This is a genomic window from Sinomicrobium pectinilyticum, assembly GCF_003725735.1.
GTDB lineage: Bacteria > Bacteroidota > Bacteroidia > Flavobacteriales > Flavobacteriaceae > Sinomicrobium > Sinomicrobium pectinilyticum.
In genome coordinates this window covers 19146-41564 of the sequence record NZ_RJTM01000013.1, presented here as the reverse complement: position 1 = coordinate 41564, position 22419 = coordinate 19146, and the positions used below count along the sequence as shown (strand labels likewise).

16 protein-coding genes are annotated in these 22419 nt (G+C 46.5%); 9 read left to right on the top strand and 7 right to left on the bottom strand.

Annotated features, from left to right (window positions below; genetic code table 11):
* Positions 1 to 25: 25 nt before the first annotated feature.
* The gene (gene dinB / locus ED312_RS02960) at positions 26 to 1108 is read left to right on the top strand and encodes a DNA polymerase IV (RefSeq protein WP_123214518.1); all 1083 of its coding nucleotides are present in this window, start codon (positions 26 to 28) and stop codon (positions 1106 to 1108) included.
* A 124-nt stretch (positions 1109 to 1232) separates the two neighbouring features.
* Here dinB and pyk read toward each other — a convergent pair whose 3' ends face one another.
* The 5 genes from pyk to ED312_RS02935 all read right to left on the bottom strand — a co-directional run bounded on the left by pyk (position 1233) and on the right by ED312_RS02935 (position 5859).
* Positions 1233 to 2663: a pyruvate kinase gene (gene pyk / locus ED312_RS02955; RefSeq protein WP_123214517.1), complete on the bottom strand. Its 1431-nt coding sequence runs from the start codon at positions 2661 to 2663 to the stop codon at positions 1233 to 1235.
* Positions 2663 to 3130, bottom strand: coding sequence for an IPExxxVDY family protein (locus ED312_RS02950; RefSeq protein WP_123214516.1), 468 nt, complete (start codon positions 3128 to 3130; stop codon positions 2663 to 2665). The genes pyk and ED312_RS02950 overlap by 1 nt, the downstream gene beginning before the upstream one ends.
* 97 nt (positions 3131 to 3227) lie before the next feature.
* Entirely contained in the window at positions 3228 to 3959 is a 732-nt protein-coding gene (gene rnc / locus ED312_RS02945; protein WP_123214515.1) for a ribonuclease III, read from the bottom strand.
* A gap of 16 nt (positions 3960 to 3975) precedes the next feature.
* On the bottom strand, positions 3976 to 5226 hold the full coding sequence (gene fabF, locus ED312_RS02940) for a beta-ketoacyl-ACP synthase II (RefSeq protein WP_123214514.1): 1251 nt from the start codon (positions 5224 to 5226) through the stop codon (positions 3976 to 3978).
* 399 nt (positions 5227 to 5625) lie between these two features.
* Positions 5626 to 5859, bottom strand: coding sequence for an acyl carrier protein (locus ED312_RS02935; protein ID WP_072316774.1), 234 nt, complete (start codon positions 5857 to 5859; stop codon positions 5626 to 5628).
* 265 nt (positions 5860 to 6124) lie between these two features.
* Between ED312_RS02935 and purN the strand changes: the two genes are divergently transcribed.
* The 4 genes from purN to ED312_RS02915 all read left to right on the top strand — a co-directional run bounded on the left by purN (position 6125) and on the right by ED312_RS02915 (position 10204).
* Entirely contained in the window at positions 6125 to 6694 is a 570-nt protein-coding gene (gene purN, locus ED312_RS02930; protein ID WP_123214513.1) for a phosphoribosylglycinamide formyltransferase, read from the top strand.
* Between the two features lie 41 nt (positions 6695 to 6735).
* Entirely contained in the window at positions 6736 to 7203 is a 468-nt protein-coding gene (gene rnhA / locus ED312_RS02925) for a ribonuclease HI (RefSeq protein WP_123214512.1), read from the top strand.
* Between the two features lie 120 nt (positions 7204 to 7323).
* The gene (locus ED312_RS02920; protein WP_123214511.1) at positions 7324 to 8250 is read left to right on the top strand and encodes a PfkB family carbohydrate kinase; all 927 of its coding nucleotides are present in this window, start codon (positions 7324 to 7326) and stop codon (positions 8248 to 8250) included.
* Positions 8251 to 8305: 55 nt separating this feature from the next.
* Entirely contained in the window at positions 8306 to 10204 is a 1899-nt protein-coding gene (locus ED312_RS02915) for an amidophosphoribosyltransferase (protein ID WP_123214510.1), read from the top strand.
* Positions 10205 to 10532: 328 nt separating this feature from the next.
* On the opposite strand, the gene ED312_RS02905 is transcribed toward ED312_RS02915, so the two are convergent.
* The gene (locus ED312_RS02905; RefSeq protein ID WP_123214508.1) at positions 10533 to 11141 is read right to left on the bottom strand and encodes a superoxide dismutase; all 609 of its coding nucleotides are present in this window, start codon (positions 11139 to 11141) and stop codon (positions 10533 to 10535) included.
* Between the two features lie 264 nt (positions 11142 to 11405).
* Here ED312_RS02905 and ED312_RS02895 point away from each other — a divergent pair, with 264 nt between their 5' ends.
* The 4 genes from ED312_RS02895 to ED312_RS02880 all read left to right on the top strand — a co-directional run bounded on the left by ED312_RS02895 (position 11406) and on the right by ED312_RS02880 (position 20586).
* Positions 11406 to 14555: a UvrD-helicase domain-containing protein gene (locus ED312_RS02895; protein ID WP_123214506.1), complete on the top strand. Its 3150-nt coding sequence runs from the start codon at positions 11406 to 11408 to the stop codon at positions 14553 to 14555.
* A gap of 459 nt (positions 14556 to 15014) precedes the next feature.
* Positions 15015 to 16208, top strand: coding sequence for a glycine C-acetyltransferase (gene kbl, locus ED312_RS02890; RefSeq protein WP_123214592.1), 1194 nt, complete (start codon positions 15015 to 15017; stop codon positions 16206 to 16208).
* Positions 16209 to 16321: 113 nt separating this feature from the next.
* Positions 16322 to 17665, top strand: a complete 1344-nt coding sequence (locus tag ED312_RS02885) for an OmpA family protein (protein WP_123214505.1) — start codon at positions 16322 to 16324, stop codon at positions 17663 to 17665.
* Positions 17666 to 17802: 137 nt separating this feature from the next.
* Entirely contained in the window at positions 17803 to 20586 is a 2784-nt protein-coding gene (locus tag ED312_RS02880; RefSeq protein WP_123214504.1) for a PD-(D/E)XK nuclease family protein, read from the top strand.
* Between the two features lie 85 nt (positions 20587 to 20671).
* On the opposite strand, the gene ED312_RS02875 is transcribed toward ED312_RS02880, so the two are convergent.
* Complete coding sequence (locus ED312_RS02875; protein ID WP_123214503.1) at positions 20672 to 22402, bottom strand: RagB/SusD family nutrient uptake outer membrane protein; 1731 nt, start codon at positions 22400 to 22402, stop codon at positions 20672 to 20674.
* Between the last annotated feature and the right edge of the window lie 17 nt (positions 22403 to 22419).

Genomic DNA, 22419 nt, shown 5'->3' with positions numbered 1-22419 from the left:
GGAACTTTGCCAAAGTTAGCTAATAATGGGTGATATCCTTACATACCGTAAAATTATCCATATCGATATGGATGCCTTCTATGCCTCGGTAGAGCAAATGGACAATCCCGGCCTTCGCGGAAAACCTGTGGCGGTTGGCGGGGGAAACAAACGGGGCGTTGTTGCCGCGGCCAGCTACGAGGCCAGGAAATATGGCGTACGCAGTGCCATGAGCGGTGCCCTTGCACGTAAAATGTGCCCGGACCTCATCTTTGTCAAGACCAGGTTTGACCGCTACCGGGAAATATCGCGGAAAATCAGGAACATCTTTTACGAATATACCGATCTTGTGGAACCGCTGTCCCTGGACGAAGCCTACCTGGATGTCACTGAAAACAAAAAAGGAAATCCTTCCGCTACACTTATAGCCTCCGAAATAAGGAAACGTATCCTGGAAGAGACAGGACTTACGGCATCCGCAGGGATATCCGTAAACAAATTCATAGCCAAAATTGCATCGGACTACAACAAGCCCAACGGACAGAAAACCGTAAACCCGGAAGAAGTAATCCCTTTTCTGGAAGATCTGGATATTAAAAAATTCTATGGCGTGGGTAAAGTCACCGCTGAAAAGATGTACCGGCTCGGGATTTTTACCGGAAAGGACCTGAAGAAGAAATCCGCCGCTTTTCTGGAAGAACAGTTCGGCAAGTCGGGCACACATTACTACCACATCGTACGGGGTATCCACAACAGCCCCGTAAAACCGGACCGCATTCCGAAGTCGGTGGGTGCGGAACGGACCTTTTTCGAAAACCTTTCTTCCGAAATATTCATGCTCGAACGCCTGGAACACATTGCCGAAGAACTCGAACAGCGCCTCCTGCGCAGCCGTATCTCCGGCAAAACCATAACCCTTAAAATAAAATACAGCGATTTCACCCTGCAAACACGAAGCAAAACCCTTACCTATTTTATCGCAGACAAAAGCCTTATCCTCGAAACAGCCAAAGAACTGCTCTACCAGGAAAAACTGCAAAATTCCGTCCGCCTTCTCGGGATTTCCCTTTCCAACCTGAACACCCGAAAAGAAGAGCAGGTGGCTGTGCAGCTGAAATTCGATTTCTGAGCAAATATGCCAAACAGAAAAGCGCAGCCGGAAATGTCGTAACGATATTTCCGGCTGCGCTTTTATAATACAGTATTTATATTCTAACGGAAGTGTATCCGAGATCCGGACCGGTATCCTTACATTAATGAATTTCCGTGACCCGTAGCGTATTTACCATCCCTTTTTCCTGGATCGGCATCGCAGCAAGGCTTATCATCATATCCCCGGTTTCCACAAATCCCCGTTCCCTGGCAAGGCCGTTAACGTCTTCTATGGTCTCGTCCGTAGATACATACCTGTCATAGTAAAATGCTTTTACCCCCCAAAGCAAATTGAGTTGTGTAACTATTCTTTTGTTCGAGGTAAAGACAAGGATGTACGCCTGAGGTCTCCAGGCAGAAATCTGAAAAGCAGTATAGCCACTGTTGGTAAGTGTGGATATCACCTTGGCCTGGATCTCGTTTGCCATCAGCGCAGCGTGGTAACAAACCGATTTGGTAATATATCTTTTGGTACGTATATGCGGAGGCTCCTGCGGTACTTTGATCAGCGGCGAATGCTCCACACTGTTTATAATGCTGGCCATCTTTTCAATAACCTGTACCGGGTAGCTTCCTACCGATGTTTCCCCAGAAAGCATTACGGCATCCGCACCGTCCATAACAGAATTGGCTACGTCATTTACCTCGGCACGCGTGGGTGTAAGGCTGGTTATCATGCTTTCCATCATCTGCGTAGCAATGATCACCGGTATTCTTGCTTTTTTGGCACGAAGTACAAGCTGTTTCTGGATGAGCGGGACCTCCTGGGCGGGAACTTCCACACCGAGATCTCCGCGTGCAACCATCAGGCCATCGCAATGCGCCACGATCTTATCGATATTCTCTACACCCTCGGGCTTTTCTATTTTGGCAATGATCGGGATTTTCTCATCCGAATGCTTTTTGATGAGCTCCTGCAGATCCAGCAGGTCCTGGCTATCCCTCACAAAAGAGAGCGCAATCCAGTCTACGTCGTTCTTAATAGCGAAAATAGCGTCTTCTATATCCTTCTTCGTAAGAGCGGGCAGCGAAACCTTGGTATTGGGTAGGTTTACCCCTTTTTTTGATTTTAATGCCCCTCCCTGTATCACTTTGGCCTTTACCGTACTTTTCCTGTCGGTGCTCACTACCTCAAAAATAAGCTTACCATCGTCCAGCAGAATACGTTCACCGGGATTAACATCTTTGGGGAATGCCTTGTAATTCATGTACACCTTCTCTCCGGTGCCTTTAAACTCTTCTCCGGTAATAAAGGTTATCTCATCTCCTTTGTTCACCACAACATCTTCCGCCATGACACCTACCCTCAGTTTCGGCCCCTGCAGGTCGGCCAGGATAGAAGTATTATATCCCATTTCGTCATTCAGTTCCCGTATCATCCTGATACGTTCCGCTACATCTTCATAATTGGCATGGGAGAAGTTAATACGGAAAACATCTACTCCCGCTTCTATCATTTCCTTCAGGATTTCCTTCTTGCTTGTAGCGGGGCCTAATGTGGCAACAATTTTTGTTTTTTTTCTGTTTGGCATTATAAAAAAATTAAATTGTGTTTCGATTTTAGCTGGTTTACATCTACCTCATAGGCAGTAGCTATCCGAGGTATTTTATTTATTCTTTGTACTATTTGTCTATCTATGTCATAACCTTCCGCATTATCTATCTTTAAAAAATAATCTACTTTTTTCATTTCCGGAATAAGATACTTTGTCATCGTCAGTACATCTGACGGAAACAGGGCGTTTCCGGCGGATGAAACCGTTGTTCTTGTAGCATTGACAATAAGACTCCACACTGTTTCTTCCATTCGGTTCTCCCATTCGTAATATTCGGACAACATGTCGCCTTCATTCGGTTCTTTCCCGGCAGTCCTCCTCAATCCGATCTGGAGATGTAAGTTTAAAAAATAAGCCAGCCGATATGCTTCCATCGGGCAATGAACAGCAACTAGAGAACAGGTAGGTTCATAAAAGTCATCTGACAATTTTAGTGTAGCCATATAGTGTACATGGAAGTGTAAATATATGATTCTACAGAAGATTAGGCAACAATAACTATAGGTTTAATTATAATTTAAAGTCCGAAAACGATTTAGTTTACCCCATTTTATCCTGCAAGGCATAATATGCTCTTTTCGAAGCCTGCTCTTCTGCTTTTTTCTTGGATGTTGCCCTGCCTTTGGAGATCACATTTCCGTCTATAAACAATTTTACCGAGAAATGTTTGAGCGATTCGTTTCCGCTGTCCTCATAAACCTCATAGCGAAATGTTTTTTTCTCTTTCTGGCACCATTCTATAACAAAGCTCTTGTAGCTTATTATTTTTCCTTCCAGCCGCTCTATATCCACATACGGCTCAATAACTTTGCGATAAACAAACCTCTCGCAGTATTTATATCCTCTGTCCAGGTAAATGGCTCCCAGTAACGCTTCGAACAGATTACCGTGAATATTGTCCCCGAAGCTGTCTTTTGATATTTTTGAGTTGATGTAAGCGATAAGGTTCAGGTCTTTTCCCAGTTCGTTCAGGTGTTCCCTGCTCACGATTTTGGACCTCATTTTGGTAAGATATCCTTCATCTCCAGAAGGGACCTCTTTATAGAGGTGGTAAGATATAATAGTGCTCAGCATCGTATCGCCCAGGAACTCCAGGCGTTCATAGTTCACCGGGTTGCCCTGAGCGTCTTTCCTGTTGGCGGACCGGTGCGTAAACGCCTTCCGGTAAATGTCCAGATGTTTGGGGTTAAAACCCAGTATTTTTTTAAGTACTAAAAAAAAATTCCCGTCTTCATCTGAGCGGGAATTTAATATGTTCTGAACAATTTTCATTCAATACCTGCCTATACTAATCCAGTCTCTTGAACACTACACAGGCATTATGCCCGCCAAAACCGAAGGTATTACTCATAGCCACCCTGATATCCCTTTCCTGAGCCTTATTCAGGGTAAGGTTCAGTTCCGGGGAAATCTTTTCATCCGGTGTACTGTGATTTATCGTCGGGGGCACGAGTTTATGCTGGATGGCCAGTATGGAGGCAATAGCTTCTATTGCTCCTGCCGCACCCAGCAAATGCCCGGTCATGGACTTGGTAGAGTTTATATTGATGTTTTTCGCATGTTCTCCGAACACTTCCGTAATCGCTTTGAGCTCGGCAACATCTCCCAGGGGAGTTGATGTTCCATGCGTGTTTATAGCATCCACATCTTCGGGTTTCAACCCGGCGTTCTCCAGGCAGTTTTTCATTACGGCTTTCACCCCTGTTCCTTCCGGATGTGGTGCGGTCATGTGATATGCATCCGCAGAGAGTCCTCCTCCTATCAGTTCCGCATATATTTTAGCTCCGCGTGCTTTTGCGTGCTCGTACTCTTCGAGGATCAATGCCCCGGCTCCTTCACCGAGAACAAACCCGTCGCGGTTTTTATCAAAAGGTCTGGAGGCTGTTTTAGGATCATCATTACGGGTAGATAATGCATGCATGGCGTTAAATCCTCCCATTCCGGCAGCTGCAACCGCCGCTTCGGATCCTCCGGAAACAATAACATCGGCATAGCCGAGGCGAATGTAATTGAGGGCATCTATCATGGCATTTGCCGAAGAGGCGCATGCAGATACCGTCGTATAATTAGGCCCCATAAAACCGTGTTTGATAGAGATCAGCCCCGGGGCCATATCTGCTATCATTTTCGGGATAAAAAAAGGATTGAACCTTGGGGTCCCGTCTCCTTTTCCGTAATTGAGCACCTCTTCCTGGAAAGTTTCCAGACCGCCAATACCGGCACCCCAGACAACACCCACTCGTGCTTTATCGAGCTTGTCCAGTTCTATCCCGGAATCTGCGATCGCTTCATCCGAGGCCACTATGGCATACTGCGAAAACTTATCCAGTTTTCTCGCTTCTTTCCGGTCTATAAAATCGGTAACGTTGAAATCTTTAACCTCACAAGCAAATTGCGTTTTGAACTTAGAAGCGTCAAAATGAGTTATGGGAGCAGCACCGCTCACGCCGTTTTTCAAGCCTTCCCAATATTCCTGCACAGTATTACCTATTGGGGTCAAAGCTCCTAATCCTGTGACAACAACTCGCTTTAGTTTCATTCGAATAAATTTAGTCCAAACTATTTTTAATGTATACGCTACGAACCTCATTTCCGGGGAATAACCTCCGGGGCGCTTGTTACACCTGTTCCGATAACGACTACGCTATCCGCTTTCCGCCACCAACTGTTCCCATAACATACAAAAAAAGTATGGAATAACAGGATACGATCTGGGGGATAACTAGCTTTTCAACCTTGCAAAACTTTACCCGAACACAGGGAAAAAGAAGGAGATATTTCAGATATCTCCTTCATACCTTGCTTCTTTGTCAAGTCCGGGTCCATCAGACATAGCCCGAATACGTGTAGATAATTTAATACAATATATTTTGCACAAACAGAATGCTTAAACAAAGCTAAGCATTCTATCCGTACTCATTGCATATAATGTTCTTCCTTATTTTGCTTCTTCAATGTATTTTATTGCCTGCTCTACCGTAGCGATATTTTCTGCCTGGTCATCAGGAATCTGGATATCGAATTCTTTTTCAAACTCCATGATTAATTCCACAGTGTCTAAGGAGTCTGCGCCGAGATCGTTTGTGAAGCTAGCTTCCGGCACAACTTCATTTTCATCAACACCTAATTTGTCTACGATAATCGCTTTTACTCTTGATGCAATGTCTGACATAATCTTTAGTTTTTAAATTTAAATTGTTGGCAAAAATAAAAAACTTTGGTTGAAAACAACATTTAAGTTCCAAAATGTGGCTGTAATTTAATAAAAAATAAGATACCGAATTTACTTTTAATTTCTAATTCTTAATTATTATTCTTTCTTTTGCTGCGATAAACAGGGGCACGGACGATGATTATACATATAGAGAAAAGCCTAGTAAGAACGGCTTTCATCCGACCTCGGTAATCATCCGTTTACCCCGTAAAAACAAGTATCGGTGAAAAAAATTGTCATATTCGCTTCGGGTTCCGGAACCAATGCGGAAAATATCATACGTTATTTTTCAGACAGTGAGAACGTCCGGGTGGCCCTGGTGCTTTCGAACAAAAGAAATGCAGGTGTGCTGGACAGGGCTGACAAACACGATATCGAAGCCCTGTACTTCAACCGCAAAGCCCTTTACCGTTCCGATATTATCCTGAACATACTCAAAAGTATAGGGCCGGACCTTATTGTACTTGCCGGTTTCCTGTGGAAATTCCCCGACAATATCCTCCGCGCCTTCCCCGACAGCGTTATTAACATACACCCCGCATTGCTGCCCAAATATGGCGGTAAGGGCATGTACGGCCTTAATGTTCACCGGGCCGTAACCGAAAACCGGGAAACCACAAGCGGCATCACCATACACTATGTCAATGAAAATTATGACGAAGGTGCGGTTATTTTCCAAACCGAAACCGCAGTATTGCCATCCGATAGCCCCGAGGATGTTGCACATAAAATCCATGCCCTGGAATACGAGCATTTCCCCAAAGTAATCGAAAAGCTTCTGACAAAGGGATAAAACACAGAAATAATTTTACAACGGCTTAAACACTTTTGCCTGTGAGCACTTTTGACGTACATATATATACCGACGGCGCCGCCCGTGGAAATCCCGGCCCCGGAGGATACGGAATTGTAATGGAATGGGTAGGAAAAAGATACGTAAAGGAATTTTCACAGGGTTTTAAACACACTACCAATAACCGGATGGAACTGATGGCGGTTATCGCAGCCCTGAAAAAGCTGAAACATCCGGGTACGAACGTAAAAGTATTTACCGATTCGAAATACGTGGCCGATGCGGTTGAAAAAAAATGGGTATTCAACTGGGAGCGCAATTATTTCAAAGGGAAAAAAAATGCGGATCTCTGGACCGAGTTCCTCAAAGAATACCGGAGGCATAAAGTACATTTCCACTGGATCAAGGGGCACAACAACCACCCGCAGAATGAGCGTTGCGACTTCCTGGCCGTTGAGGCTTCCAAACAGGGAAAACTGGCTACGGATCACGGCTTTGCGGCAGGATAAAGACCTCATCCGTGATTCCCGCCGGCCGGAGCTCAACCGGTTTATATCAACCCCGTCAATAAAAAGGCAGGCCATTTTCTGAAAGCAATAAAATTGCGTAAGTTTGCAAAAAATTTCAGCATGGGTAAACTGTTAGCAGTGGGTAGCATGGCTTTTGATGCTATAGAGACTCCTTTTGGTAAAACAGACAAAATTCTCGGCGGCGCAGCTCCCTATATTGGTCTGGCCGCTTCCCAATTCGACATTGACATTGCCATCGTATCCGTCGTAGGTGAGGACTTCCCCGGAAAATACCTATCCCTCTTACAGAACAGGAACATCGATATATCAGCCATAGAAATAGTAAAAGGAGGTAAAACCTTTTTCTGGAGCGGTAAATACCACAATGACCTCAACTCCAGGGACACTATCGAAACACAGCTCAATGTACTCGGAGACTTCAACCCTGTGGTCCCTGATAATTACAAGGATGCCGATGTGGTGATGCTGGGAAACCTGCATCCCGGCACACAACTCGGGGTTATAGATCAAATGGTCGAAAAACCGAGGCTCATTGTCCTGGACACCATGAATTTCTGGATGAACAACACCTGGGATGAGCTTATGCTGGTCATATCCAGGGTAGATGTCATCACTATCAATGACGAAGAAGCCCGTCAGCTCACCAATGAATATTCGCTGGTAAAAGCGGCGCAGAAAATAAGAGCAATGGGACCGGAATATGTAGTAATTAAAAAAGGAGAGCACGGTGCGCTGTTATTCCACAAAGACAATGTTTTCTTTGCTCCCGCACTTCCCCTGGAAGAAGTATTTGATCCCACGGGCGCCGGCGACACTTTTGCCGGGGCTTTTTCCGGATATATTGCAGCAACAGGAGACACCTCCTTTGAAAACATGAAAAACGCAGTGATCTACGGGTCCAATCTCGCTTCTTTCTGCGTAGAGAAATTCGGAACGGAGCGAATGCAGGAGCTCTCGAAAAAGGAAATACAGCAAAGACTCCTGCAGTTTAAGCAATTGACACAGTTCGAAATAGAATTAACATAATATCGCGCCCTGAATTTTCAGGGCCTTTTTAGTTCATACAAACACAACAACATCGATGAGCGACGCTATTAAACACGAATGCGGTATTGCCGTAATAAGACTCCTGAAACCTCTCGAATACTACAGGGAAAAATACGGCAGTGCATTTTACGGGGTAAACAAGATGTACCTGATGATGGAGAAGCAGCACAACCGCGGACAGGATGGCGCCGGGTTTGCCAGCATCAAACTGGACGTAAATCCCGGAGAACGGTATATAAGCCGGGTACGTTCCAATCAGTCGCAACCCATACAGGATATCTTTTCCCAGATAAATACCCGGATAAACAACACGCTGAAAGAAAATCCGGAATATGAAAATGACGTGCAACTCCAGAAAAAGCATATCCCCTATCTCGGTGAATTGTTCCTCGGACATGTGCGTTACGGTACCTATGGCAAAAACAGCATTGAGAACGTACAGCCCTTACTGCGCCAGAACAACTGGAAGCACCGCAACCTTATTGTTGCCGGAAATTTTAACATGACCAATGTCAACGAGCTTTTTGACAACCTCATCCGCCTCGGACAGCACCCGAAAGAAAAGGCAGATACCATAACGGTGATGGAAAAGATCGGGCATTTTCTGGACGATGCGGTAGCCAAGCTCTACAAGGAGATAAAAAACGAAGGTTACAACAAAATGGAGGCCTCTCCCCTTATTGCGGAAAGGCTGAACGTAGCCAAGATACTACGGAAATCTGCCAAGAACTGGGACGGCGGATATGCCATGGCAGGATTGTTAGGGCACGGTGATTCCTTTGTACTGCGCGATCCCGCAGGTATACGTCCCGCATACTACTATCACGATGACGAAATTGTGGTCATTGCTTCGGAACGCCCGGTAATCCAGACCGTGTTTAACGTACCTTTTGAAAAAGTAGAGGAAATAACCCCGGGACATGCGGTTATCATAAAAGCCAACGGAAAGATATCCCACAAGAAGATACTCGATCCGCTGGAACGGAAAGCATGCTCTTTCGAAAGAATATACTTTTCGCGAGGAAGTGATGCCGAAATATATAAAGAGCGTAAGGACCTCGGAAGGTTACTGATGCCCAAAGTACTGGATGCCATCAACAAAGATACTTCCAACACCGTATTCTCCTATATTCCGAACACTGCCGAAACATCCTTTTACGGGCTGGTAGAAGCTGCCCAAGACGAATTGAACAAGGAAAAGAACAGGCAGATACTGGACGAAAAAGAAACCCTTACCGACGAACGTCTTACGGAGATACTGTCCAGAAGGCTCCGGACGGAAAAGATAGCCATCAAAGACGTAAAACTCCGTACTTTCATTACGGAAGACAGCAGCCGGGACGACCTGGTCGCACACGTCTATGACGTTACTTACGGTGTTATACAACCGGAGGACAACCTGGTAATCATCGACGACAGTATAGTAAGGGGCACTACGCTGAAGAAAAGTATCATCCGGATGATGGACCGCCTGAACCCTAAATCCATTGTTGTGGTATCTTCTGCACCGCAGATCCGGTACCCGGATTGCTACGGTATAGACATGGCCCGGCTGGAAGATCTTGTAGCCTTCCGTGCTGCCCTTGAACTACATAAAGAAAAAGGCACTTATGATGTCGTAGAAAAAATATACGGGGAATGCAGGGAACAGGTGGGTTACCCGGATACGGATGTGAAAAATGCGGTACAGCAGTTATACGCTCCGTTTACCGATGAAGAGATATCCGAAAAAATATCGCAGCTCCTTTGCACGGATGATATCCGGGCCAAAGTAAAGATAATCTTCCAGTCCGTGGAAAACCTCCACAAGGCATGCCCCAAAAACCTGGGAGACTGGTACTTTACCGGAAACTACCCCACACCTGGTGGTAACCGGGTAGTAAACCGGGCATTTATCAATTTTTACGAAGGCAATAAAGGGCGGGCTTATTAGTTATGAGGCACAACCGAAAAATAACTTTTTCATAACCTTCTCTTTATCGGATTTATATGTAATTCATCGAATTAATTTTACCGGTAAGATTTCCCGACATACATTTGAATCACCATAGCATAAGTAGGTTAAGTTCATGGTAAGATTTGGGGCAAAAAGGTGGAGTTTCACTCCGCCTTTTTTTATTCCCCTATCCCCCCGGTTTTTCTTTCCGGCCCGTGCCCCGGGAACCCGGCACCCGTCCGTCCCGGAAAAATCCGTATGATACCGCATAAAAAAAGCGGGACTTTCCGCCCCGCTTCTCATATGTTTAACTTTACTGTCCGTTTTACTTATTGGCTGCGTAAAGTTCAGCTACTTTATCCCAGTTTATCACGTTAAAAAATGCCGTGATATAATCCGGTCTCCTGTTCTGATAGTTCAGGTAATAGGCATGCTCCCATACGTCCAGTCCCAGTATCGGGGTCCCGCCGCAACCTATTTCGGGCATTAACGGGTTATCCTGGTTTGCAGAAGAACAAACTTCCACTTTACCTCCTTTGTGCACACAAAGCCATGCCCACCCGGAACCGAACCTTGTGGCAGCGGCTTTTGAAAACGCATCCTTAAAAGCTTCAAAAGAACCAAAGGCCTCGTCGATAGCCGCAGCCAGTTCACCCGAAGGAGCATCTCCCCCGTTCGGAGACATGATCTGCCAGAACAGGTTGTGGTTATAAAACCCGCCCCCGTTATTCCGGACAGCAGCGTTCCCCATATCCAGGCCGGTAAGGATCTCTTCAATAGACTTCCCTTCCAGGTTTGTTCCTTCAATCGCTTTATTCAGGTTTGCGGTATACCCGTTGTGGTGTTTCGTATGATGTATTTCCATTGTACGTGCATCAATATGAGGCTCTAAAGCATCATATGCATACGGTAATTTCGGTAATTCAAAAGCCATGATATCAAATTTTAGATTATTAGTTAATACTTGTAAGTAACAAATTTAAGTATAAACTTAAACAATCCATAATAATAAATAGTAAAGAACTCATAAAGATTGCTTATTTTGCCATAGAAATCACATATCGGGTAAACCGGTGATTTCCCGGGAGAGAAAAGGGGGAAAAGTGCCGGAAAGTCATTTGAGCAAATACCGCCAATCATCTTTTCTGTTTTTCTCTTTTCAAAATCGTCTCTCCGCAGAACCCTAATTATATAAGATTTGTCCGCAACTCCATTTCAAATATACAATGCATCGGCAGGTTCGGGAAAAACCTTTACACTGGTAAGGGAGTACCTGAAACTATTACTTGCTTCCGAATACCCGGATACTTATAAACAAATACTTGCCATTACCTTTACCAACAAGGCCGTAAACGAAATGAAGGAACGGGTGATAAACAGCCTTCGCGAGATGGCTTCCGAAAACATCCTCTCCTCGCCCACCCATATGTTTGACCAGCTCCGGGAGGAACTGGACCTCGACGAGCTCACCCTACACGACAGGGCAAAAAAAGTATTGAAAAGGATCTTACACAACTATGCCTTTTTCGATATTGCCACCATTGATAAGTTCAACCATCGCCTGTTGCGGGCCTTTGCCCATGACCTTCATCTTCCCGTAAATTTCGAAGTGGCCATAGATACCGTTTCCCTGCTTAATGAAGCAGTAGACAGGCTTGTCTATAAAGCCGGGGAAGACCAGCTGCTGACCAGGGTACTTGTAGACTTTGCGCTGGAAAAAGCCGACGACGATAAAAGCTGGGACATCAGTCTCGACCTGAAAAAAACAGCCCGGCTGCTGCTTGAGGAAAACCATTACGAGCACATCCGGGAAATTGAAAACAAAGAACTGGCCGACCTGAAAAAACTGTCCTCCCTGCTCAAAAACCAGATACGGAAAGACGAAAAGCAGCTTGCCGAAAACGCCGGCACATTCTTTACCACAATGGAAACTCACGGGCTGGCCCCGGAAGATTTTACCCGGAGTTCCATTCCGACTTTTTTTCGAAAGGCCGAAGAGAACGCTTTAAAAAGCACGGATTTCCAGAAGAAGAAATGGCAGGAAGAAATCCGTTCGGCACCACTTTACACCAAAGCTACGGAAAAGAAAAACCCGGAAAAGACCGGTATCATAGATCAGCTGCAACCGCAGATAGCATCTCTTTTCGAAAATACGCGAACGCTGTTTTTCCACACGCAGTTTTTGCGGAATTTCCGGGGTAAACTTATTCCCCTGTCCCTGCTGAACGCTATTAACCAGGAGTTAAACCACATCAAGGAAACCGAAAACCTGATGCCCATTTCCGAATTTAACCGCATCCTGGCAGGAGTCATCAGGGACCAGCCCGCTCCTTTTATCTATGAGCGTCTCGGGGAAAAATACCGGCATTATTTCATTGATGAGTTCCAGGATACTTCCGAAATGCAGTGGAAAAACCTCCAGCCGCTTATCGGTAACGCACTCGAAGGAGAATCCGTCGCCGGAAAAAGGGGCACGCTGCTCCTCGTAGGCGACGCCAAACAGGCTATTTACCGCTGGCGGGGCGGAAAGGCAGAACAGTTCATCAACCTGTACAATGAAGTAGAAACACCTTTCCAGATAAAACAGGAAGTAGAGCCCCTTCCCATCAATTACCGCAGTTTTGACGAGATCATCCGGTTCAACAACCGTTTCTTCCGGCATACCGCCGAACATTTATCATTTCCCCAGTACAGGGACCTTTACGAGAATAAGAGCCACCAGGAACCCAACTCCAAGAAAGGCGGGGCGGTAAGCATTTCTTTCCTGGACAAAGAGAGCGAAGACATCCGCAGGGATTACTGCGATCTCACTTTACAAAAAATAACAGCGCTCCGGGAGCAGGGTTTTACCATGAATGACATCTGTATACTTACCCGGAAGAAAGACCAGGGCGCCCTGTTGGCAGGACATTTGCAGGAAAACGGTATCCCGGTTATTTCCTCCGAATCCCTTTTACTTAAAAACCACCCGAAAATACTGTTCCTGGTTCATCTGATGTACTGTTTTTTACAGCCGGAAAACAGGGAAACCCGCTTACAGCTACTCATGTTCCTCGCAGAAAAAGAAAATGTGGCAGACAAGCACCGCTACCTCTGCTCCGGCCTGGAGAATATGTCCCCGGTATGGGATGCGAGCAATTTTTCTCCCGAAATCTTTCTGCAACGTTCCCTGTACGATGCCATTCAGTATGCCATAGCCTGTTTTGAGCTCAATGATCTTTCCGATGCCTACCTGCAATATTTCCTGGATGTGGTCCTGGAACAGGTAAACCGTAATCATACCGGGCCCGCCGAGTTCCTGACCTATTGGGAAAAGAAAAAAGACACCCTCGGTATCGTAGCCCCCAAAGGTATTGATGCCGTTCAGATCATGACCATTCACAAATCCAAAGGGCTTCAGTTCCCCGTGGTGATCTTTCCCTTTGCCGATACCAATATATACGAGGACCGCGACCCGCTCGTCTGGTTCCCTGTCGACAAAGACACCTTCGGCATACCTTACGCTTTGATATCCAAGAACAAGGACCTGGAGTACCTCGGCGATTACGGGGCAGCGATGGTAGCCGAGTATGATGCCAAACTGGAACTGGACAGTTTTAATATCCTCTATGTAGCCCTTACGCGTGCGGTGGAACAACTCCATATTATAGGTAAAACGGATATCGACAGAGACGGCAGGGAAAACACCAGGTCTTTTTCGGGCTTATTCATCCATTTTCTCAAAGCCGAAGGGTACTGGAACGAAGGAAAAAAAGTTTACGATTTTCCCACCAGGGAAGCCGCCGGCATGCTGCAAAAAAAATCGCGGGAAACATTTTTACCGGATACGCCTTACATTCCGTATGTTTCCAACATTTCGGAAAGGCAGAAGTTCCGCATTATTACCAGGTCCGGCGCCCTGTGGAGCGCCGGTCTCGACGAGGCCATCGAAACGGGGAACATTTACCACAACCTTCTGGCACAGGTGCGCTATAGCTCCGATGTGGAGAACGCAGTCCGGGAGGCAGTAATACGCGGCACCATACCTCCTTCCGATGAAGCAAAATTTACGGAGCGGCTCCGGGCCGTGACAACACATCCGCAGATAGGTAAATACTTCACCCCTGCTTATACCGTGTTCAATGAAAAAGACATCTTTACCCTACAAGGGGAAACCCTGCGGCCGGACAGGATAGCGGTCGACGAAGGGGGCAATGCCGTTATCCTCGATTACAAAACGGGGGGGTATGATAAAAAATACGAACGACAACTACGGCAATACAAAGACATCCTCTCCGAAATGGGCTATACCGTTACCGAAGAGTTTCTGGTATTCATAGACCGCGATATCCGCATCTACCCCATATAGAAATAAACATCCCATTATCCTCTTCCGGTATTCCGTATTTACCCCCTCCCCTGCATCCCACGCCCTTGCGGGACCCGCTTATATAACGCCGGAAATAAAAAAAATGGAATTCACGTGGGACCTCTGTCCGTTCCCGGTGTATAATTAATAAATCCCCGCAAAATATTTTTTGAAAATTGGTTTACACAAAAGGGGATAAAATAATTGAAACCGGCCTGTAACAGGGCCTGTACTGTTGTTTATTTTTTTGGGGCAATCCGGTAGAATACCGGGTAGTAAACACAGTGCTCATGAGGGTCGTCCGGATATTCCGGGCGGCCTTCTTTTTTAAGGAGCAATACCGGCCGCTTTTCCTGAAAAACCATGCAAAAACAATAAAAACCGGGGGAATACCGTTTCGGACAACAACATGTGTACGAACATTTATTTACCTTTGTTGCTAAACACAAACCGATAGATATGTACGGAAAAATAAAACAACATCTGCAACAGGAGTTACAGGACATTAAAGACAATGGTCTATACAAAAAAGAACGTATTATAACCTCTCCCCAGGATGCGGTCATAAAAATTTCCACCGGTGAAGAAGTTATTAATTTCTGTGCCAATAATTACCTGGGGCTTTCCTCCCACCCGGAAGTCATAAAGGCTGCCAAAGACACTCTCGACACCCATGGTTTCGGTATGTCTTCGGTAAGGTTTATCTGCGGCACACAGGACATCCATAAAGAACTGGAGAAGAAAATCGCCGATTTTTACGGCACCGAAGACACCATTTTATACGCTGCGGCATTTGATGCCAACGGAGGTGTATTCGAACCCCTTCTTTCCGCCGGAGACGCCATTATCTCCGATTCACTGAACCATGCTTCCATTATAGACGGCGTACGCCTGTGCAAGGCCATGCGCTACCGGTACGAGAACAACAACATGGAAGACCTGGAAGCCAAATTACAACAAGCCGATGCGGACGGTGCCAGGTTCAAGATCGTGGTGACCGACGGTGTCTTTTCCATGGACGGTCTCTTAGCCCCGCTGGACAAGATCAGTGCTCTGGCGGAAAAATATGACGCCATGGTGATGATAGACGAGTGCCATGCCGCCGGGTTTATCGGAAAAACCGGACGCGGCACCCTTGAAGAAAAAGGCGTTATGGGCAAAATAGATATCATCACCGGAACGCTGGGCAAAGCATTGGGCGGAGCCATGGGCGGGTATACCACCGGTAAAAAAGAGATTATCGAGATCCTCCGGCAGCGGTCCAGGCCGTATTTATTCTCCAATTCCCTGGCCCCCTCTATTGTCGGTGCCTCCATCAAGGTATTTGATATGCTTTCGGAAAGCACTGCCCTCCGGGACAAACTGGAAGAAAACACGCGTTATTTCAAAAAAGGGATGAAAGAGGCCGGCTTTGATATTATAGACGGTGACTCCGCTATTGTTCCCGTAATGCTTTACGATGCCAAATTATCCCAGGTAATGGCAGATAAGCTCCTGGAAAAAGGGATTTATGTCATCGGGTTCTTCTATCCGGTAGTTCCTAAAGGAAAAGCAAGAATAAGAGTACAATTATCCGCCGCACACGAAAAAGAACATTTAGACCATGCTATTCAGGCTTTTACAGAGGTAGGCAAGGAATTAAATGTTATTTAAAACCGTTGTATTTTCTTAATAAAAACAAAAAAATTACTATATTTATCTTTGTTAATATGCCGTAACGGCTTACATTTGCTCTTAATTAATACTTAAAATTTAAATAATTGAACATGAAACATCTTAGCAAATTATTTGTTGCTGCACTCTTGCTTATAGGGTTTAGCAATGTTCAGGCGCAAGATTCCAATAACCCATGGCAGGTGAGTTTTGGTGCAAACGCCGTTGATGTTTACCCCACCAATCAACCCGGAATGGGACAGTGGCTTGATGAGTATTTCAATGTCAGCGACCACTGGAATATTCTCCCTTCCGTTTCTACAATAGCTGTTTCCCGCTATGTAGGTGACGGATTCTCCGTTGGTGTCAGGGGATCCCTTAATAAAATAGATAAATGGGGCGATGCAGATGTAGATGATCTATCATACTATGGTGTGGACGGAACCGTAAAATACAATTTCATAGAAGGAAAAGTATTCGATCCGTTCATCGAAGTTGGTGGAGGTTATACGTGGATAGATGAAATCGGTGCCGGAACGCTTAACGGAGGTGTAGGTTTCAACCTTTGGTTTACCGATAACATCGGCCTTACCCTGCAATCCAGCTACAAACACTCTTTCGAGGACTATCTGGCTCCTCACTTCCAACACCTCGCCGGTATTGCCATTAAATTCGGCGGAACAGATACTGACGGCGATGGTATCTATGACAAAGACGATGAGTGTCCTGAAGTAGCCGGACTTCCCGAATTTAACGGATGCCCCGATTCTGATGGTGACGGTATTCCGGATAAAGACGATGCCTGCCCGAACGAAGCCGGTCCTGCCGAACTTAACGGATGTCCCGACTCTGACGGTGACGGTGTTCCGGACAAAGACGACGCTTGTCCTGACACTCCCGGATCAGTAGAAATGAACGGATGCCCCGATTCTGATGGTGACGGTATCGCCGATAAAGACGATGCCTGCCCGAACGAAGCCGGTCCTGCATCCCTTAACGGATGTCCTGACAGAGACGGTGACGGAGTAGCTGATAAAGATGACGCTTGTCCTGATGTAGCCGGTACCGTAGCCAACAAAGGTTGTCCTGAAGTAACAGAAGAAGTTCAGAAAAAACTGAACGAGTTTGCCAAAACTATTCTGTTTGACACCGGAAAAGCTACTATCAAGCCCGAGTCTGCCGAAGTATTAGACCAGATAATCAGTGTTCTTAACGAATATCCGAATTCCAAATTCACTGTAGAAGGTCATACAGACAGCACAGGTAGCGCTGCACTGAACCAAAAACTGTCCGAGCAAAGGGCTGAATCCGTAAGAAAATATCTGGCTGAAAAAGGTATCAATCCTTCCAGATTATCTTCCATCGGTTTTGGAAAAGACAAGCCTATCGCTACCAATGCTACTGCAGCAGGTAGAAAGGAAAACAGAAGGGTTGAAATAAACCTGGTAAAAGAGTAAATTAAACTCTTCAGATAAATAAAAGTCCCGCCCTGAAAAATCAGGGCGGGATTTTTTTATTTTTAGACTTTGAAAAATGCTATGCACATACCTGCCTTACCCGGCAGTTCCAGCAATAACCATAAACAGCAACAACCGTGAAAACCTTTCTGGCCGAAGTCGTCGAAACTATTCTTTCCGAAAACGAAAATATCAGCGATATCATCTTCGTCGTACCCGGAAAAAGGGCCGGTGTGTTTTTAAAAAGGGAAATACAAAACCGGATGACCCGGACCGTCTTTGCTCCGCAGATCTCCAGTGTGGAAGAATTTGTACAGGAACTGTCCGGCCTCAGCCTTATTTCCAACATTCAGCTCATATTCGAATTTTACGCCGTATACCAAAAAAATACTCCGCAGGAGCAACAGGAAGATTTCTACAACTTTTCCAAATGGGCACAGGTCATGCTCCAGGATTTTAACGAAATCGACCGTTACCTCATCGCTCCCGAAGATATCTTTTCTCACCTGTCGTCCGTAAAGGAGCTGGACCACTGGTACCTCTCCGACCAGAAAACACCCTTACAAGAACAGTATATCGAATTCTGGAAGACGCTGGGCACATACTACACTGCGCTTCGCGAAGAACTGCTGGCCGGCCAGTGCGGGTACCAGGGGCTTATTTACAGGGAAGCGATAGAAAATATCGAGCACTATCTGCACCACAACAACCACCGGAAACATATCTTCATAGGTTTTAATGCATTGAATAATGCAGAATCTTCCATACTACAGGAGTTCCTGGCAGCCGGGGCCGAAGTATACTGGGATACGGACAGGACTTTTATGGAAGACCCGGAACACGATGCAGGCCTCTTCATGCGACAATACAAGAGGAAATGGAAATACTACCAGAAAAACCCTTTTAAACATATCGACAACCGTTTTTCGGAGCCAAAAAATATAGAGATCATAGGTATTCCCGGAAAAACCGGGCAGGCCATGTATGTCCACGCTATCCTGTCAGAACTGAAGAACAGGGAAGAACTGGAAGGAACGGCAGTGGTACTGGGCAATGAAGAGTTGCTGAACCCGGTACTGAACGCCATTCCCGAAGATCTGGAGGGCGTCAATATAACAGGCGGGTTTCCCCTTGCCTATAGTCCTGTAGCTTCGTGGTTTCACGCTTTTTTCCAGACACTTGAAAACGAGCAGTCAGGAAAATGGTATTATCAGAACGTATTAAACCTCGTATCCCATCCGGTTTCCAAAACCCTGCTCTTTCACAAGGGTCGCGATCTGGCTTCCGGGTTCATCCGGACCATTCAGGACAATAATATTGTTTTCGTCACACAGGAGCACCTGCAAAACGCCTTTTCCGAACTCATTGCCGATACAGGGAAAGATATTGTACCGGTCACCGAACTCCTGTTTTTTTCCAGGGAAAACACTACAGCGGACGATGTTATCCGGAAATGCAGTGCGCTGACCCTGCGGCTAAAAGAAGTTTATGCCCTGCAGGGAAACCAGGTATTCCTGGAATATCTTTATCGCTTTTACGAAATCTTCAACCAGATCCGTTTTTTCAACGAAAAATACCAGGCCATATCCATTCACGCCCTCACGGGCATCTACCGGGAACTCCTGCTCCAGCAAACAGTGGATTTTCAGGGAGAGCCCCTGGAAGGTCTGCAGGTAATGGGTGTGCTCGAGAGCCGGAACCTCGACTACGAAACCGTAATCCTGACCTCTGTGAACGAAGGCGACCTTCCTTCGGGAAAATCCGGCAACTCTTTCATTCCGTTTGACATAAAAATAGCTTACGGCCTCCCTACTTACAAAGAAAAGGATGCCATCTATGCGTATCATTTTTACCGGCTCCTGCAACGCACCCGTAACGTCTACCTGCTTTATAACTCGGACCCCGGATCTTTCGACGGCGGGGAAAAAAGCCGCTTCATACAACAGCTGACAACCTTCCGGCAGGAAAACCACAGCATACGCGAGCGAATCGCCGTGCCTAAGGTCGGAAACCTCCCGGGGCCACAGGCCCCCGTTCAAAAAACCCCCTCCCTTATGGAAACCATACGGATTATGGCAGAGAAAGGCTTTTCCCCGACCTCTCTCAGCAATTACATCCGGAACCCTATAGAATTCTATAAACAGTCCGTCCTGAAAGTGAGCGACGAATACGAAGTGGAAGAAACCATTGCCGCCAATACCCTGGGGACCATCATTCACGATACCCTCGAAGACCTCTACAAGCCTCTTACCGGCCAGGTACTGACCCCGGACCATGTGGCGGACATGCAAAGTAAAGTAAACGGCGTCATAGCCCTTAAATTCGCAGAAGTTTACAAAGGTGGGGATTTCAGCCGCGGAAAAAACCTGCTCAGCTATGAAGTGGCCAAACAATACCTGAAAAATTTCCTGGAAGCAGAAGCAAAACGCATCCGGGACGGAAATGCTATAAAAATTATTGAAATCGAGAGTAATCTGAAGGTCCCCATAGATGTTCCCGGTATCTCCTACCCGGTATACCTGAAGGGAAAAGTAGATCGTGTAGAAGAGACCAACGGCGTACTCTGCTTTATCGATTACAAAACCGGAAGGGTGGACCAGGCGGATGTGGAACTCGCGGAATGGGAAAACCTCATCATCGATTACAAGTACAGTAAAGCTTTCCAGTTGTTGTGTTACTCGTATATGCTCACCCGTAACAGTTCGTATTCCCTTCCTGCCGAAGCAGCCATCATTTCCTTTAAAAACCTTCAGAAAGGCTTTCTGAAATTTGCCAAAAAAGGAGCGTCCAGATCCGAAAAAGATTACGGCATTACCGAAGAAACATTCCGGAATTTCAAAGAACAGCTTTATCGATTGATCAGTGAAATATGCGACCCGGAAATCCCTTTTGCTGAAAAAGAAGATCAACCGAAATACTGACCATCGCACTATTGTCCGTAAAAGAAAACACCCTCCCGGAAATGCCGGGAGGGTGTTGTTCAGATATAAACCTGTAAAACCGGGACTAGTAGCCGGGGTTTTGTTGCAGGTTTCCACCGCTGCGATCGATCTGATCCTGTGGAATCGGGAAAATATTATTTTTTTCCGAAAAGGAGAGGCCGTTATATACCTCAATAAGGCTGCCTTCGAATGCAGAGTAGGTTTCCAGTTCTTCTTTGGCGATACCCCAGCGTACCAGGTCAAAGAACCGGTGTCCTTCCAGCGCGAGTTCCAGCCTGCGCTCAAAGCGGATGGCTTTCAGGGCGTCGTCTTTCGAACCGAATGCCGATGCCGGGTAGGGTTCTACGCTATACGCAGCCGCATCGCTGCCATTTATCTTTTTACGCGGGAGGTTATCCGCCCGTTCCCGTACGGCATTGACCATAGTCTGTGCGTAAGGCAGATCGCCCGTTTCCGCCGCACATTCCGCCGCCATCAGGTACACATCCGCCAGGCGGATAATATGAACGTCCAATCCGGTCACATAAGTGACCCCTCCGGACTGGGTGTTCCCTGCAAAATCCGCCTCATCCAACAGGCGCTTATAGGACACAAAAGGGCCGTGAAAAGCAGGATCACGCATCCACTCATTGCCAGGCATGATCCCCCAGTCGTGATAAGGCACACCCCTTCGCCCTACGGTATAATCCAGCCGGGGGTCCACCGCAAGGGACTGGTCCACCTGGTAATTTTCCTGGGCATCGCCGGTCAGTCCGAAATCCGATGTATAGGGATCATTGCGGAAATCGCCATCAAGCATAGGCAGCCCTTCTCCCGTAACCCGGAATGCATTGACCAGGTCAAAGGAAGGGTTGAAAAAGCCACAGCAATTCACCGGCGCCGAACCGTACAGTCCCGACAACATATCCCCCACATTGGCATTATCACCGCTGCCATTCGGGTTGATGGCATGCTGGGCCGAAAAAATGGCCTCCGGGCCGTTTTCCGTATTGATGTTGAAATTGTCAAGGAACGGTAATGTCTGCAGGTCCGGCCTGTCGGCTATAACGTCTTTGAATAAGGCAAGAGCTTCCGCATACTTCTGTTCATACAGGTATAACTTGCCCAGGTAGGCTTTTGCAGCAATCCCGTCTACCCTTCCTTCATCCCCCATTGGCGGGGTATTCGTAAGATGGTCCGCAGCAAACCGGAAATCTGCTTCGATAAACGGCAATACATCTACATTGTTGGGTGTCTGGGCTGCTTCTTCGGTAGAAAGGGTCTCATCGACATACGGAATATTCCTGAATACCCTCCACAGGAAGAAATAATAATGCCCGCGCAGCATCCTAGCCTCTGCTTCGATCTCCGTAGCCCGTTCGTCGCTGAAGGTTTCTTCGGCAGTTTCCTGCACCAGTTTCAGCCGGCGTAAGGTCGTATTGCACCGGTTAATACCTTCGTAGTAATTGTTCCACATGGTGGACAGGTGTTCATTCACCGGGATAGCCGTATGCTGCTCAATATCAAACATGGTAGCCTGATCTGCAGCTTCACTTCCCTTATGGGCATCTCCCCCGGCCACATCCCCGAAAAGCCACTGGCTCGGGGCCGCCGCATAATTACCCCAGGTACCATCACGGTTACCGTTCATCAGGCCGTAAGCTCCGGTAAGCAACCATTCTACTGCCTTGGTATTGTTCAGCTGTTCGTCTATCAGTTTTCCCTGCGGCTTCTGCTCCAGGAAATCCGAGCTACAGCCCCCCATCCCCAGCAGCAGTGCAACCGCCACAACTATTGTATATCGTATGTTCATCATTGAAAAATTTGTATTGG

Coding starts and splice junctions, on each gene's coding strand:
- ED312_RS02950 (WP_123214516.1), bottom strand. CDS start 3,130: ATGGCTACACTAAAATTGTCAGATGACTTTTATGAACCTACCTGTTCT.
- ED312_RS02885 (WP_123214505.1), top strand. CDS start 16,322: ATGAAACATCTTAGCAAATTATTTGTTGCTGCACTCTTGCTTATAGGG.
- kbl (WP_123214592.1), top strand. CDS start 15,015: ATGTACGGAAAAATAAAACAACATCTGCAACAGGAGTTACAGGACATT.
- fabF (WP_123214514.1), bottom strand. CDS start 5,226: ATGAAACTAAAGCGAGTTGTTGTCACAGGATTAGGAGCTTTGACCCCA.
- ED312_RS02905 (WP_123214508.1), bottom strand. CDS start 11,141: ATGGCTTTTGAATTACCGAAATTACCGTATGCATATGATGCTTTAGAG.
- ED312_RS02915 (WP_123214510.1), top strand. CDS start 8,306: ATGAGCGACGCTATTAAACACGAATGCGGTATTGCCGTAATAAGACTC.
- dinB (WP_123214518.1), top strand. CDS start 26: ATGGGTGATATCCTTACATACCGTAAAATTATCCATATCGATATGGAT.
- rnc (WP_123214515.1), bottom strand. CDS start 3,959: ATGAAAATTGTTCAGAACATATTAAATTCCCGCTCAGATGAAGACGGG.
- pyk (WP_123214517.1), bottom strand. CDS start 2,663: ATGCCAAACAGAAAAAAAACAAAAATTGTTGCCACATTAGGCCCCGCT.
- ED312_RS02935 (WP_072316774.1), bottom strand. CDS start 5,859: ATGTCAGACATTGCATCAAGAGTAAAAGCGATTATCGTAGACAAATTA.
- ED312_RS02875 (WP_123214503.1), bottom strand. CDS start 22,402: ATGATGAACATACGATATACAATAGTTGTGGCGGTTGCACTGCTGCTG.
- ED312_RS02920 (WP_123214511.1), top strand. CDS start 7,324: ATGGGTAAACTGTTAGCAGTGGGTAGCATGGCTTTTGATGCTATAGAG.